Origin of the sequence: Amycolatopsis mediterranei, from assembly GCF_026017845.1 — a bacterium.
In the GTDB taxonomy this organism is placed as follows: Bacteria; Actinomycetota; Actinomycetes; order Mycobacteriales; family Pseudonocardiaceae; genus Amycolatopsis; species Amycolatopsis mediterranei.
Genome location: NZ_CP100416.1, coordinates 5,886,158 through 5,901,428 on the forward strand (window position 1 = coordinate 5,886,158; position 15,271 = coordinate 5,901,428).

Annotated in this window: 10 protein-coding genes and 2 pseudogenes; 7 read left to right on the forward strand and 5 right to left on the reverse strand. The window is 66.5% G+C overall.

The genetic code is table 11. The annotated features are described in order from the left end of the window. Together fxsT and ISP_RS26330 are read left to right on the forward strand one after the other, a co-directional pair. On the forward strand, nt 1-1,870 hold a 1,870-nt coding region (gene fxsT, locus ISP_RS26325), incomplete at its 5' end, for an FxSxx-COOH system tetratricopeptide repeat protein (protein ID WP_265049860.1). A 482-nt stretch (nt 1,871-2,352) separates the two neighbouring features. Next, nucleotides 2,353-4,767 (forward strand): tetratricopeptide repeat protein, encoded by a 2,415-nt coding sequence (locus ISP_RS26330; protein WP_014467196.1) that lies wholly within the window; start codon nt 2,353-2,355, stop codon nt 4,765-4,767. 355 nt (nt 4,768-5,122) lie between these two features. Here ISP_RS26330 and ISP_RS26335 read toward each other — a convergent pair whose 3' ends face one another. From ISP_RS26335 to ISP_RS26340, 3 genes and pseudogenes are all read right to left on the reverse strand, one after another. Then, on the reverse strand, nt 5,123-5,620 hold the full coding sequence (locus ISP_RS26335) for a tyrosine-type recombinase/integrase (protein ID WP_431306511.1): 498 nt from the start codon (nt 5,618-5,620) through the stop codon (nt 5,123-5,125). A 36-nt stretch (nt 5,621-5,656) separates the two neighbouring features. Next, nucleotides 5,657-5,820 (reverse strand): annotated as a pseudogene (locus ISP_RS48485) (ATP-binding protein); the annotation flags it as partial. Nucleotides 5,821-6,129: 309 nt separating this feature from the next. After that, the gene (locus ISP_RS26340) at nt 6,130-6,609 is read right to left on the reverse strand and encodes a DUF6294 family protein (protein WP_141748509.1); all 480 of its coding nucleotides are present in this window, start codon (nt 6,607-6,609) and stop codon (nt 6,130-6,132) included. A 259-nt stretch (nt 6,610-6,868) separates the two neighbouring features. Between ISP_RS26340 and ISP_RS48490 the strand changes: the two are divergent. The 4 genes and pseudogenes from ISP_RS48490 to ISP_RS26360 form a co-directional block, all read left to right on the forward strand. Continuing rightward, nucleotides 6,869-7,584, forward strand: a pseudogene (locus tag ISP_RS48490) (transposase); the annotation flags it as partial. A 350-nt stretch (nt 7,585-7,934) separates the two neighbouring features. Then, nucleotides 7,935-8,315 (forward strand): effector-associated constant component EACC1, encoded by a 381-nt coding sequence (locus ISP_RS26350; RefSeq protein ID WP_230468353.1) that lies wholly within the window; start codon nt 7,935-7,937, stop codon nt 8,313-8,315. Nucleotides 8,316-8,409: 94 nt separating this feature from the next. Continuing rightward, nucleotides 8,410-9,783: a caspase family protein gene (locus ISP_RS26355; protein WP_265049861.1), complete on the forward strand. Its 1,374-nt coding sequence runs from the start codon at nt 8,410-8,412 to the stop codon at nt 9,781-9,783. Nucleotides 9,784-10,526: 743 nt separating this feature from the next. Next, the gene (locus tag ISP_RS26360; RefSeq protein WP_141748510.1) at nt 10,527-11,012 is read left to right on the forward strand and encodes a hypothetical protein; all 486 of its coding nucleotides are present in this window, start codon (nt 10,527-10,529) and stop codon (nt 11,010-11,012) included. 448 nt (nt 11,013-11,460) lie between these two features. Here the strand turns inward: ISP_RS26360 and ISP_RS26365 are convergent, their stop codons facing one another. Beyond that, nucleotides 11,461-12,399 (reverse strand): hypothetical protein, encoded by a 939-nt coding sequence (locus ISP_RS26365; RefSeq protein WP_230468354.1) that lies wholly within the window; start codon nt 12,397-12,399, stop codon nt 11,461-11,463. A 330-nt stretch (nt 12,400-12,729) separates the two neighbouring features. Between ISP_RS26365 and ISP_RS26370 the strand changes: the two genes are divergently transcribed. Next, the gene (locus ISP_RS26370; protein ID WP_014467199.1) at nt 12,730-14,325 is read left to right on the forward strand and encodes a metallophosphoesterase; all 1,596 of its coding nucleotides are present in this window, start codon (nt 12,730-12,732) and stop codon (nt 14,323-14,325) included. Nucleotides 14,326-14,411: 86 nt separating this feature from the next. On the opposite strand, the gene ISP_RS26375 is transcribed toward ISP_RS26370, so the two are convergent. Next, a complete protein-coding gene (locus ISP_RS26375; RefSeq protein WP_013226889.1) occupies nt 14,412-15,269 on the reverse strand; it encodes a glycoside hydrolase family 16 protein in 858 nt (285 codons plus the stop codon). Nucleotides 15,270-15,271: the final 2 nt, after the last annotated feature.

Here is a 15,271-nt window from a genome sequence, read left to right on the forward strand (position 1 = left end):
CTATTTCGGCCGCCGACACGCCCAGCACGGTCAACTCCAGCTCAACCTGCCGGAGACAACTTCGATACAGGCCCTAGCCGTCGCCCAAGCCGCTCGGCTGCTAGCCGCTACCGGCTGGACCGCCGATACCTACCTCAACCTGCTCACCCAGCGCACCGACGAACTGCTAGCACGGCAGGCACCCGCCGCTGGCGACCCCGTCTCGCTCACCGCTGCCTGGACAGTGTCGTTCGATCAGCTCGCTCGTGACCACCCAGCCGCCCTCTACACCCTCACCCTCCTAGCCTGGCTGGCTCCCGAACCAGTCCCACTCACCCTGCTCACCCACCAGGCCGGCGAAGCCGGCACCATCGCCCAGGACCCGCTGGCCTTCGCTGAACTCACCACCACCCTGCGAATCCGCGGCATGGCTGAAGTCACCACGACCACCATCCAGCTCCACCGCGTACCTGCAGCACTGCTTCGAGCACGCACCCGCCGCGACATCACCGCGGACGACGACCAGGACGCCACATGGCCCGTCACAACGGTCCGGCTGCTTGCTGCTGGTCTACCCGAGGATCCCTGGATCAACCCGCCGAGCTGGCCGAGCTGGCGAGCGCTCTTACCGCACCTGCTCTTCGCGTGCGATCCCGAGCGCCCGTGGCAACCAGTTACAACAGAAGTCGCCTACCTGCTCAGCCGCGTTGCGGCCTATCTCCAGACCCGTGGGGACGCACGCACCGCGCTGCCGTTGTTCCAGCGTGCATACAGACTTCTTAAGGATCTTTACGGCGAGGACCACTCCAGCACGCTCAGCGTCGCCAGCAGCCTCGCCGTCGCCCTCAGCGAACTGGGCAAACACCAACAAGCCCGCGAACTGCACGAAGACGTCCTCACCCGCCGCAAACGCGTCCTCGGCGATGACCACCCAGACACCCTCAACTCTGCCAGCAACCTCGCCGTCGACCTCAGCAAGCTGGGCAAGTACGGGCAAGCCCGCGAACTGAGCGAAGACACCCTCGCCCGTTACAAACGCGTCTTCGGCGACGACCACCCCGGAACCCTCATGATCGTCAACGACCTCGCCATACATCTCAGGACGCTTGGCGAGTACCAACAAGCCCGCGAACTGCACGAAGACACCTTCACCCGCCGCAGACGCGTCCTCGGCGACGACCATCCCAGCACCCTCACCAGCGCCAACAACCTCGCCCTCGCCCTTAATAAGCTGGGCGAGTACGGGCAAGCCCGCGAACTGAGCGAAGACACCCTCGCCCGCCTCAAACGCGTTCTCGGCGACGACCACCCAGACACCCTCACGACCGCCAGCAACCTCGCCGTCGCCCTCAGCGAACTGGGCGAACACCAACAAGCCCGCGAACTGAAAGAAGACACCCTCGCCCGCCTCAAACACGTCTTCGGCGACGACCACCCCAGCACCCTCCATGTCGCCAGCAACCTCGCCGTCGAGCTCAGCAAGCTAGGCGAACACCAACAAGCCCGCGAACTCGACGAAGACACCCTCGCCCGTTCCAAACGCGTTCTCGGCGACGACCACCCAGACACCCTCACCGGCGCCAGCAACCTCGCCGTCGCCCTCAGCGAACTGGGCGAACACCAACGAGCCCGCGAACTGAGCGAAGACACCCTCGCCCGCCTCAAACGCGTTCTCGGCGACGACCACCCCACTACCCTCACCACCGCCGGCCACCTCGCCCTCGCCCTTAATAAGCTGGGCGAGTACGGGCAAGCCCGCGAACTGAGCGAAGACACCTTCGCCCGCCTCAAACGCGTTCTCGGCGGCGACCGCCTCAGCGCGCTCACCACCGCCGGCAATCCCGCCGCCGACCGCAAGGCCCTCGACGATGGCGAGGACGCGCCAGAATGACAGTCCTTCCGTTAGCCGCGCTTTCGCATACCGGCAACGCGCCTGGTCGCTGAGCCTGACCAGCCCTGACCATACGGCCGGATGACGGAAGTCCTAGTTAACTAATCTGCGGCGGCGTGCCCAATGCGTTCCCAAACGCCCAATGCTGCGAGTGCTTTCTGACGAGTCTTCGCAGGTCAGAGCCACTGCCGAAGCGTAACCGTGTCTAACCCTCCGGAGGCAGGTGTCGCAGGTTCGAATCCTGCCGAGGGCACCCTTATGGGAGCGACCTGGCTCAGCTGGCAGTAACGACGAGCCTAGGCAGCCCGACCTTGGTTACGACTCGCGATGAGGTCGGTCCTAGTGCTCGGAGGCTGGTTGTGGGTGCGCGACGGTGGGTGCCCTCACCGGTACCTCTAGCGCTGCTGGGTGTTGCTGTCGCGCTGGCGGGCAACCTGGCCACCGGCCTGGTCGAAATTAAGCAGCCGTGGTGGCCCCCAGCCGTGTTCGCTGCACTGGGGTTGCTGGTGGCCGGAGTGGTGGTGCTAGAGACGGTGCGGCATCGGGCCGAGCGGATCCAGGCGCAGCTACGTCCGGTCGAAGTGCAGTCTCGGGTGTTCGGGGCGCTTCCCCGTCAGGCGTGGCAGTGGCAGCCGCGGCCGTTGGAGGAAAAGGCGGTGCGGGAGGCGCTGGGGCGGCGGGGCAGAACGGCGTTGGTGGCGTTGCCGGGTGCGCGAGGCGCAGGCAAGTCGCAGCTGGCTGCCGGCTACGCCCGGTGGTGCCTCGATCAGGGCTATGACCTGGTGGCGTGGATCAATGCGGAGTCCGGGCCCGTGTCCGAGCTGGCGGCGCTGGCGGCCCATCTCGGGCTGCCGGGGGTGGCGGAGATGGCGCCAGAACAGGCGGCGGCCGCGGTGTGCCGGTGGCTCGAGCGGGACGGCCGAGCCCGGCGGCTGCTGGTGTTCGACAACGTCGACGATCCGGACGTACTGCACGGCTACGTCCCGTCGGCCGGCTCGACAAAGGTTCTGATTACCACCAACCGGCGGGAATTCATGACGATGGCCGGGATCGCTGTGGTCGAGGTCGGCATGTTCTCTCCCGCTGAAGCAAGGGAGTTCCTGGCCCGGGCGACCGGCCTGGACCCGGCCGGCGATGGGGCACGGTTGGGTGAGCAGCTGGGCTGGCTGCCGCTGGGGTTGGCTCAGGCTGCCGCGTTCATCGCCCGGACCGGGATCTCCTATGCCGAATATGCGCGGCTGCTGCAGCGTCAGGACTTGAACGAAACATTGCGTCAGCAGGCCGGAGCCGACCACCCTGGAGTACTGAAGGCAACCCAGCTCAGCTTGACAGGATTGGCCGAGACGGACCATAGCGGGGACGCGGCCCGGTTGCTGCGTGTGCTGTCGCTGCTGTCACCGGACGGGGTGAGCCGTGACCTGCTGGTGCAGGCCGAGCCGCAACTCGGCTTGCACAGCGGAGTGTGGCCTGCAGTCAGCACGTTGGTGACGGCATCGCTGGTCACGCTCGGCGGTGTCGCCCAAGCCGCCGCCTATGGCGAGGACCGTCGGGTCGTCGCGGTGCACCGGCTCACCGCGTTGGTGGTCCGTCACGAAGCCCGTAAGCCGCCCGGTGATGATCAGAAAGCCGCCCTGGACACGGCGGCCGGACTGCTGGACGCGCTCACCGAGCGTTTCCCCGGCGACCAGGTCGCACTGCGCCGTGATGAGCTGGACGAACTCGCCGCCCACCTCGACGCCGTACTCGGCCATACCGACGAGCCGTCGCCACTGCTGCTTGCCCAAGCCAATTGGATTGCCGGGCTGCTGGAGCAAGCCGGCGACCTGACCCGCGCCCTGCCCCTGTTCGAGCAAACGCTCGCCAATCGCGAGCGGCTGTTGGGAGCCGAGCACCCCGACACCCTGACCTCGCGGAACAACCTCGCCGGCGCCTACAAGTCGGCGGGACGCCTGAACGAAGCAATCGCCCTGTACGAGCAGACCCTCGCCGATCGCGAGCGGCTGTTGGGAGACGAACACCCGAGCACCCTGACCTCGCGAAACAACCTCGCCTACGCCTACAGGTCGGCGGGACGGCTGGACGAAGCAATCGCCCTGTACGAGCAGACCCTCGCCGTATGCGAGCGAGTGTTGGGAGCCGAACACCGGAACACCCTGACCTCGCGAAACAACCTCGCCGGCGCCTACAAGTCGGCGGGACGCCTGAACGAAGCAATCGCCCTGTACGAGCAGACCCTCGCCGATCGCGAGCGGGTGTTGGGAGCCGAGCACCCCGACACTCTGACCTCTCAAATCGACCTTGCCAGCGCCTACGTGTCGGCGGGACGCCTGAACGAGGCGCTCGCGCTGCACGAGCAGTCCCTCGCCGTATGCGAGCGGGTGTTGGGAGACGAACACCCGAGCACCCTGACCTCGCGAAACAACCTCGCCAGCGCCTACGAGTCGGCGGGACGCCTGAACGAGGCGCTCGCCCTGTTCGAGCAGACCCTCGCCGATCGCGAACGGCTGTTGGGAGACGAACACCCGAGCACCCTGACCTCGCGAAACAACCTCGCCGGCGCCTACGAGTCGGCGGGACGGCTGGTTGAGGCGATCGCTCTGTACGTGCAGACCCTCGCCGATCGCGAACGGCTGTTGGGAGACGAACACCCGAGCACCCTGACCTCGCGAAACAACCTCGCCTACGCCTACAGGTCGGCGGGACGGCTGGACGAAGCAATCGCCCTGCACCAGCAGACCCTTGCCGATCGCGAGCGGCTGTTGGGAACCGAGCACCCGGATACCCTGACCTCGCGGAACAACCTCGCCGACGCCTACAAGTCGGCGGGACGCCTGAACGAAGCAATCGCCCTGCACCAGCAGACCCTTCCCGGCCGGCCGTCGCAGAAGGCGCACTGACTCTGAGATGGGGCAGGCAGCGAGGCAGCTCCAAAATCTCCCACACGGTGAGTCTGAGCACGTCCCGCTGCCTGACCAACTGCCTGACGATGACCGAAGACTCCAGCGGACATGGACGGACGTCAGCGGACTGCTACAGTCAGGCAGATAGCGGCTTTGACCAGCACTTTTACGCCTGTTAAGTGCCTGGGGGTCAAGGGGTCGCAGGTTCAAATCCTGTCAGCCCGACGGACACACTTGCAGGGCCCGTGAGCAGCATAACCGCAGCTCACGGGCCCTAGCTGCACCTACCCCCCTGCACCTTCTCGGACTCGCGCTCGGGGCGAAGATCCGGCGCGAGTGACTAACTGGGTGACTAAGCCTCACCACCCCCTGCCGAGAAGATGCTCTCCATCGCCAGCGCACCCTCCACGATCACCAGCCGGATCTGGTGCCGATAGACCTGCTCCGCGACGGCCGTCCCGCTGTGCCCGAAGAGCCTGGCGATGTCCTCGATCGGTACCCGGGCGTCCGACAGCAGGGACACGAAGCTGTGCCGCATCTCCCGCGGCGTCCACTCCTCCGGCACCAGGCCGGCCGCCTTCACCACCTTCCGGAAGCCGCGCCGGACGTTGTGCGCGTCGAGCTCGGTGCCGACCGCAGACGCGAACACGAGCCCGTTCTCCTGCCACGGTTTGCCCTTGCCACGGCGGTGCCGTTCCTGCGCACGCTTCTTGATGGCCTCCTGGCGGATCCGGTGCAGCCTGAGCGCCACCACGCAGCGCATCGGCATCGCCAGGCCCCGTCGGGACTTCCGTGTCTTCGTGTCGTTTCCGGCTCGGACCGAGCGGTACACGCTGATCGAGCGCAGCACGGGAGGTGTGACGGTGGCGTTTCCGTTCAGGTCGCGGAGCAGGTTGCGGCGTTGGCGGGTGCGGCAGGAGTCGCCGGTGAGGGTGAGGACCTCGGCGTGGCGGACCAGGCGGTCGATCATGGCTGCGGCGACAACGTCGTCGGAGAGGGTCTCTCCCCAGCGCCCGAACGGCAGTTCGAGGTCACCATCACCGAGCCCTGTCGCTGCCACGGGTCTACTGTGTCCGGTCATGGACTTGGCCGCGCTGTTGGTGGCGATCGCATCCGGAATCATCGCGCTCGGCAGCGCCGCCTACGGTCCGCAGCCATGAATCGACGGGGGCGATGCCGCGCCACGCCGATGAGTCAGGGGAACGTCAGCGGAACCACCGTGACAGGGAAACGGCCGCGCACATTGGACGAGCGACTCAAGTATTTCGCTGAGGACCACTCGGCAAGGTGAAATATCGGCCAGTCAGGCCTTCGGGCGCAAGTTCCCCAAGATCCCCGCCGCATCATGAAAACGTCGAATTAACAACTGAATGTCATATTTGCTCCGGTGACTGACGAGAAGAAGACAGCCGGAAAGCCGAGCTCGGCAATCCAGTTGATAACTTGATTGTCCGCAACAGTCCCGGGGCTCGAAAAGCGCGGAAACGTGAAGAGAGTCGTTCGATTACGGTCCAACAAAGCAAGACGCACGACAACCCAAGCATCTCCGTCGTCGGTTGAGAAGAATCGTGACAGCAACTCTGCCGTCCCGTCGTCGTGAAGTCTAAGGGTTGGACCCTTGTCCAGGGTGCCGTTTATAAGGCCGGACAGCGTGCAATCGCCACTCCTGAGAGGGGTGCCCCACATGAATTCGGCAGTTTGAAAGGCAGCGGTATCTGACTTTTCCTCCGGCTCCAGTTCATCTGTCGATGCGCTTAGAACTTCCTCTAGTTTAGAACTGGTCACAACGGCCTCGGTTTCAGCGGTCTCACCGTTGCTTGACTGCGCCTCATCGGTCATCATATTCCCCGTGATGTGATTGTCGCTGTCGCCCGTAGCAGGTGGATCAGACTAGACCTCGCCGTCGACGCCCGCCACGGTCCTGATCTGTCGAAACTGTGACATCGAGCCAGCCGCGCGTACAAGAGGGTAGTCCCGCACCACCTTTTTGGCCGTAGCCGAAACGAAGGGACCACCCGTTTGGACGCAGTGACAGCAGGAATCCCTCCGAAACTCCGGGTGCGAAATCCATGCCGCTGCTCGCTCGCCATCTACGCCCCGGACCACGCTGACTGGTGAGTTGTCGGTCGCGTTGTCGGGGGCAGCGGAAGCCGTGAGCTCGGCATGACCCGGGCCGGGTGCTCGTCGATCTGGCGGTCGCGGTCGCCGACGGCGCGACTACGATCTCCGAGATTGCGGTGCTGGTCGATCAATCTGGATTGTTCGAGGCTGTGGCGTCGGATTCGACGTGTTGGCGGCTGCTGGATCAGCTCAACGAGACCCGTCTGGCGGCGGTCGTGGCGGCTCGCGCCCGGGCGCGGGACGTCGTCTGGCGCGGCACGCCAATACCCGCGGGGCAGGGTTCCCGCCGGCTAGGGTCGCCGGCCGGGAGCTGCCGGTGCTGGTGATCGACCTGGATGCCTCGATCGTGGTCTGTCACTCGGAGAAGGAGCTGGCAGCGGCAACGTTCAAGGGGTCGTTGGCCATCACCCGATGCTCGCGTTCTGCGACGACACCGGGGAGTTTCTCACTGGTCAGCTGCGTCGCGGCAATGCGGGCGCGAACTACGCCGATGATCACATCGCCGTGCTCGAGCAGGCATTGGCGCAGATCCCCGACGGTCACCGGCACGGCACCCCGATCCTGATCCGGGCTGACACCGCCGGCTGCACCAAGGGTTTCCTCGCGCATGTCCGGTCCTTGCGCGAGCAGGCGGTGAGCTGCGAGTTCTCAGTGGGGCGGCCGATCACCGCCCGCGAACGAGACGCCAACGCGACCCCATCGCGGCCTGCCCCGGCCGGACATCTTCACCACGATCGCCCGCCGCACCCTGATCGGATCCTTCGCAGTCCTCGTCACCTGCGCCAGCTTGCGGCCTTCCTCCATCGACGGTGTCCGGACGAACACCTCGGGTCGACGAGCCACAACCACCTCCCACACTTGATCGACAGGAGACGGCCTCATCCCACGATCACCAAGATCAATTACCGGGTCAACCTACTGAGACAAGCCACTAACAAGCGGTCTGCACGATCAACGGCACAAAAATGACGGCTCCGGCTGTCATTCTTTGCTGTAGAATTTGTTGTTTGACTTGTGGGTCGGGCGGTGGAGAGGTGGCAGTGATGCCGGATGCCCCCATGCAGCGCGAGTTCGAGGTGGTCATTGAGCCGCACACAGACGAATACAGCCGGGACGACAATCGGTGGCGGGCCCAGGTCACGACGCTGCGTCGCGACCTGCAGGAACAGGTGGACACGGTTGACCGCGGCCGGCTGGTACCGGGCGCGAAGGGGACGATCGACGAGCTGATTGTCGGTTTGGGCAGCGCTGGTGCGTTCACCGCGATGGTCGAGTGTATCCGCGCGTGGCTGGGACGCGACAAGAGTCGGCGCATCGAGGTGCGGTGGGACGAAGATGGGGTTGAGCGGTTCGTGACATTCCAGGGGTCGCCGTGGACTCCGAGACGGTGCGAGAGATCGCTCGGGCGGCTGCGGCGCGAATAGGGGGTCAGGCATGGCCGGCCGCTACAGAGCCCTCCTGATCGGCAACTCGACTTATCCGGCGGACGAGCACAACCTTCAGACGCTCTAGGGGCCGGTGAAGGATATCGCGGTGCTGAACCAGGCGTTAGCCGATCAGGGCACCGGCTTGTTCGCCGATGTCGACGTCACACTACTTCCCGAAGCGACGTCCAACCGGGCGGTGCGCGCGTTGGGCGCTTTCTTCACGAAGGCCCATCGGGACGACGTGCTGCTGCTTTATTTCAGCGGTCACGGCAAGCTCGATCAGCTGGGTCGCCTGCACCTGTGCATGCACGACACCGAGACGACCGATCTGCTGTCCACGGCCGTCAGCAGCATGCGGATCAACGAATTCGTCGAAGCGTCTCGGGCCCGCAATGTGGTGATCATCCTTGATTGTTGCTATGCCGGGGCGTTCCGTGGTGGCGGTCTCGGGGACGCCGTTGCCGGTCCGGGCCGGTATGTGATGACCAGCTGCCGCGGGACGCAGCTGGCGAATGACGCGTCCGTCGACAATGGTACGAGCTTTTTCACCCAGCATCTGATCGAGGGTCTTCTGTACGCCGCCGATCAGGACGGGGATGGTTACGTCAGCTTCTCGGATGTCTACGCCTATGTCGACCGCTGTCTGCGCGAAGACGGAAAGCAGATACCTCAGCGACGGGTGGACGGCGACGGGGACCTGCACCTGGCCAGGCGTCAGCAAGCCGGCACCGCCGCGGGCAACATAGGACCGGCGGCTCACCCTGCGGACGGCGCCGGAGCAGACCAGGTGCCGCCGTCGACGGTGGTACCTCCCGTTTCCATCGAGGCCGTCACCTCGCCTACGAGGCGACAGCGTGGCTGGTCTCGACGGCGCATCGCGATCGTCGCCGCGGCCGCGGCCGGCGTGATCGCCGCCGGGGTCGCCGCCGCCGTGCTGCTGGTTCCGTCCGGCGACTCGGGTGACCACGCGGCGACGCCCGGCAGCGGGTCCTACACCGCCACCGCGCCCTGGCGGATTCGCGTCGACGGCACCGGCTACGGAAACGGCTGCACCGTGACCTTGACCGACACGGCTTCCGGGGAAGCGATCCCCGTGCCCGGCAACATCTACAGCGTCGCGCAATATCAGATCGACAATACCGGGTCATTCAAGTGGCAAGCCAACGATCGGAATTGCTTCGTCACACCCTTCGCCGGCTCCGGCACGGCCGTCCTGCCGTTCACCCAGGAACAAAACGGCGACACCGACGCTTTCCTTGCACCCGATCAAGGCGTGGTCGTCCAAGTGAAGGACAACAATTCGGGGATCTGCACGCTACGCCTCCTTGACGCGACGAACGGGCAAGAACTGGACGTAACAAAATGGGCGCCAGGTATGGGCGCCGTCACCCTGAACCCGCAGGGCCGAACGCAAGTCTACATTTTCGACAGCAACTGCGTCATCCAAGTGTCCGCGCACACCTGACTCGGAAGTGCGCAGGCGCGGTTCAATCTTGGGAAGATCGCGGGCGCCGCCGGACGAGCACACCGAAGGCTTCAAGATCCATTCAGTACCCAGAGTCGAGTTGGCGAGTGCCAACTGTCACCAACGCCGGCCGCGTCATCTCCGAACCCACCAAGAGGGTCGCCACCCCCTCAATAGAATCACGCGCATCGTGACCGAAAACATGCCACGGTGCGCCCGGAACGAGACTACTCTTACTTTTGAACTATTCGAGGGGCGTCTAAATGACCAAGAAGAGCGCAAGGAAGGCAAGTGGCCGCCGGGCCAGCCGGCCATCGAGCCCACCTGCTGCTCCCAAGCCGATATTGCAGCGACTCGAGCGCTTCAAAACCGCCCTCCTCAGCGTAGGAGCCATGGCGGCCGCGATCACGGCCATCGTGACGCTCTGGCCGGCTCCCGATCCGGAAGACAGTGCCACGGTCTCACTCCGCGTCGTCCCCGGGGTTCCGCTCAGCGAGTACCAGCAACGGATCAGCACCACTGCCGTCCAGCCACAGGCCCTCATCTCGTCCGCTCACCTGCCCTCATCCGGCGGCCAGAGTCGCCCGCCCTCATCAAGCGCCGGGCGTACCGGTACAGGGACACACTCACCAAACTCCACCTCGACGACCCCGCCTAGTCCGACTGAGCCGGCAAACCCCGCCATCACGTCAGCCGGACCGGTCTCAACCTCTGCACCTGGAGAACTCCGGGTACCTGCCGGAATGACCGACCGTGACGTCGACGACACAACAGAGACAGTCAGCAGGCGCGTCAAGGGAGGGCGCGCCGGCATTCGAGCTCTTGAAACGATAGTTGTCGGCAGCTCCACTGATCAATCCGGCAAAATCGTCCCTCCTGAGGAGGCCGCCAAACGAGTACTCAAAGTACTCCACGACGCCCGGCAAGTGGAGGGCAGCACGGAGCCGGTCGGCGTAGTCGTCAGTGCCGACGTCGAACTGAATGGCCTCCGCGGCAAGACAGTCTCGCTTACGTGGTCCATGTGGCAGACAGAGGGCAAGACCCGCCTACACGGCCAGTGGCTCAACGAGAACCTCGCGTACAATCTCCGTCCCACGACAGGCAAGGACACCACAACAGTCGACCTGTGGGTTCCCCTTCCACCGGGAGCCGGCACATACGTTATCCATGGCGACCTGTCTACTGCCGGAGTGCCACTCGCAAGCAATCAAAGTGAGCCCTTCAATTAATCCTTGAACCGAGCCTTGGGACGTGCCGATCGTCTTTCACGCGCACGGGCGCGACATGAGCAGTCGGCCAGGCATGGACCCCGCCGACAGAACTCACCAGAACGACGTCACTCAGACCGGGAAAGCCTTCAACCTTGAGGGGATTCCCCAACCACACGACCCAGACAACGGACAATCGACCTCGAACTGCACGGCGGCCGCACCATCGATGGTGTCACCGCCCCATCGCGCAACGCCTGCGCCTCTGACCGCCGCCATCTGGCATAACCGCGCCAGATCAAGAACGACGGCGAGACATCCTCCGAGGACATATCGCCGCCGTGGACGGCTCTGTGACACGGCTCGATGACCGAAGCGGGTCAGGCCTGGTGGGCGAACCGCTCCAGCCGGCACCTGCCCTTCAGGAGCATGCCGAGGGGATGCCGCATACCCTCTCGGACGTCTGGGCTCAGGCCGGGCGGAAGCTGCCCAGGCAGGGGTGGCCCGGAAGAGCGGCTCTGGCCGGTTTGCCCGGCGGCGGGTAACCCACCAACCACAGCTGCCCGGTCACCGCGACGTTCGTGGCCAGCGAGATGTCGGCGACCAGCCGGAACCGCGTCTGCCGGCCGTCCGGGTACAACGCCCAGCCCGTCAGCCGGACCGCGGTGCGGGCTCGTGGTACGAACGGCGTGTCGAGTGCGACCCGCAGTTCCACCCAGCTGTCTCCGGTGATCGGACGGCGCATCCGCAGGCTGCCGACGGCCGTCAACAGCCCCAGCATGACGAACACCGCGCTGCCCCCGGCGATGCCGCCCACCCCGGCCGCGTCCGCGACGCCACCGGGTTCGGGCTCCACCGACGACGTGAGCGCGAGCCCCGCCGCACCCAGCACCAGGAACGTCACCCCGGTGACGGCCGCCCGCCGGACCTGGAACGCCCGGTGCGCGGCGAGCACCGGATCACGCGAGGGCGGTGTCGGGTGGCGCGAGACGAACTCGGCAAGCGTCGCCCCGGAAACGGGCGCGTCTTCGATCCGCCCGGACCGCAACCACATCGCCCCCGGCGGGCGGACGAAGACCCGCCGGCCCGTGCCGAGCACCCACAGCCGTCGCTCGCCCGCCAGCTGCACCCGCGGCCCGTCGGGGAGCCGGGTCCGCAGCCACCGTCCGTCCGGCAGCCGCACCGATACCCGTGCACCCTTCGTGAGCAACCCGTCCGGAGCGACGTCGAGCCGGTGGTACGGCTCCCCGAAGTGACTTCGGACGCGCCGGTAGAGGATCAGGACGTAAGTCCACATCGCCAGCATGCCGCCGAAGGTGCCGAAGTAGATGTAGGGCAGCGTGCTCCCCCACCCTTCGGTGAGCACGAGCAGCAAACCCAGCATGACAAGCGCTCCGCTGAGCCCCATGCGGACAATGGTCAGGCCGGTCAATTTCTGGACAAACCCCGCAAACAGCGGTTCGGCCCCGGACGGCACGTTCGGAACGGGTTCGTGAACGCGGACTCTGTCCGTGCCGGAAGTGCTGTCCATGCCTTGTCCCCCATCGGTTCACGTGCTCGGCCGCGGCAGCCTATCCGGCGGGGGAAACCTGATCGGAACCGCGGACACCTCTCGGCCCGGGAAGCTCGTGATGTTCGGCGCATAACGGACAGAGCACCGGCGGGCACGCGCGTTCGTTCCGAAGTCGTTCACCGGGAAGGGGTGGAAAGTCCGGCAGCGGTGGATGAGCGTGTGCGGATGACCGACGACGAAAAGATCTTCAACCGCCACGTCAGCCGCCGCGGCTTCCTCGCCGCCGCGGGTGTCACGCTCGCCGCCGGGCCGCTCGCCGGTACCGCCGAAGCCGAGCCGGCCGTGGAGCTCACGACGACCACCGGCGACCCGGCGAAGAGCCCGGCGGTCGCCGGTCTGCACCTGCAGTTCGGCGCCGACGCCGCTGACGAGGTGGTCGTTTCGTGGCACGCGCTGCAGCCGACGCGCAACGCGCGCGTGCTCCTGGGGCGGGCCGACGGCCGGTACGAGCGCAGTGTCCCGGCGAAGACCGTCAGCTACACCGACGCGAAGTCCGGCCAGGTCGTCTACGCCTTCCACGCGGCGGTTCGCGGGCTCCGGGCGGACAGCGAGTACCTCTACGCGGCGCTGCACGAGGGTGCCGAGCCGGTGCTCGCGACGTTCCGCACCGCGCCGCGCGGCCGGGGGAAGTTCACCTTCACCAGCTTCGGCGACCAGGGCACCCCCACGCTCGGCAAACGCTACGTTCCGCCGGCCGGCGTCACGCTGCCGAACCCGCCACTGGTCAACGACAACCTCGGCTCGCCCGCCGCGGGCGACACCACCGCCGGCGTCGAGCGCGTGCGGCCGCTGTTCCACCTCTTCAACGGCGACCTCTGCTACGCCAACCTGGCCACCGACCGCGTCCGCACCTGGTGGGACTTCTGGACCAACAACAGCCGCAGCGCACGCAACCGGCCGTGGATGCCGGCCGCCGGCAACCACGAGAACGAACTGGGCAACGGCCCGATCGGCTACGCCGCCTACCAGACGTACTTCTCGGTACCGCCGGCGTCCGGGCAGACCGACGCCACCCGCGGCCTCTGGTACTCCTTCACCGTCGGTTCGGTGCGGGTGATCAGCCTCGCCAACGACGACATCTGCTACCAGGACGGTGGCAACTCCTACGTCCGGGGCTACTCGAACGGCGCGCAGAAGGCGTGGCTGGAGCGGGAGCTGGCGACGGCGCGGGGCGACCGCGGCGTCGACTGGGTGGTCGTCTGCATGCACCAGGTCGCGATCAGCACCGCCGACCAGTTCAACGGCGCCGACCTCGGCATCCGCGAAGAATGGGTGCCGCTGTTCGACCGCTACGGCGTCGACCTCGTCGTCTGCGGCCACGAGCACCACTACGAGCGGTCCCACCCGATCCGAGGCGCGGCGGCCACCCCGACGCGCACGCCGGTACCGGCGTCGACCCGCACCGACGTCGTCGACACCACGAAGGGCACCGTCCACATGGTCCTCGGCGGTGGGGGCACGTCCGCGCCGTCGAACCAGCTCTTCTTCACCCCGCCCCGCTGCCGGGTGATCACCAAGGTCGGCGACCCCGACCCGAAGACCGGCAAACGGCCCCCGGTGTACGTCACCGAAGACGCCCCCTGGTCGGCGGTCCGCGACGCGGCCAACTCCTACGGCTTCGCGGCCTTCACCGTCGACCCGGGCACCCACCACGGCGGGACGACCACCATGCAGGTGACCTACTACGACGTCGTCGGCACCGACGGTGCCCTGAAGCCCTTCGAAACCTTCACCCTGCAGCGTCCCCGCTCGGACGCCTGATACCGCCGATGCTCATTGGGCCGGCCGGTTCGGTGCCGGAAGGAGAGATCCCTCCGGCACCGGACCGGCCACGCCGTCGCCTTTGGTCAGCCGCTGCGCGAGACCCGCACGTAGTCGACCAAGAGCGACTTCCCGGCCACCGTGGATTTGGTCGGCTTGCCCGGCCAGTCGCCGCCGATGGCCAGGTTGAGCAGGACGAAATAGCCGTGGGCGAACGTCGACTTCCAGGTCGAACTGCCCACCGTCGATTCCGTGACCGTCCAGTACGGCACGCCGTCGACGGACCACTGCAGTTGCGTGGGGCCCCACTCGACCGCGTAGGTGTGGAATCCGCCGGTGGCGAGCGGGGTCTGGCCGGTGAGCCCCGTGTCCTCGCGGCACGGGCCGCCGGACTCCGTCTTGCCGCAGTGCAAGGTTCCGTGGACGATCTTCTGGCTGTTGATGTTCTCCATGACGTCGATCTCGCCGGCCTGCGGCCAGTTCGTGTAGTTGCCGCGGAACGGCGCCCCGAGGGTCCAGAACGCCGGCCAGTAGCCGGGGCCACCACCGTCGGGCAGTTGCAAGCGAGCCTCGATGCGCAGGCTCCCGCCGGGCGCCGGCTGGAAGTCCGAGCGCTGGGTCTCGATCCGGCCCGACGCCCACTGTCCGGACTTGTCCTTGGTCGCGGTGATCTTCAACGCGCCGGTGCCGTCCAGGCTGACGTTCGCCGGGTCCTTGGTGTAGGTCTCCAGTTCGCCGTTGCCCCAGCCACTCGCGCCGCCGGGATAGGAGTGTCCGGTGTCGAAGATCCAGTTCGCCGCCGCGGGCAGGGTGCCCGCCGGGCCGTCGAATTCGTCGCTCCAGAGGACGGTCCGGGCCGGGGTCGCCGAGGCAGCCGGGACCACCCCGGCGAACAGGACGCAGCCGAGAACCACCGGCAGCACTCGTGAAGGGAACGCACGCATGA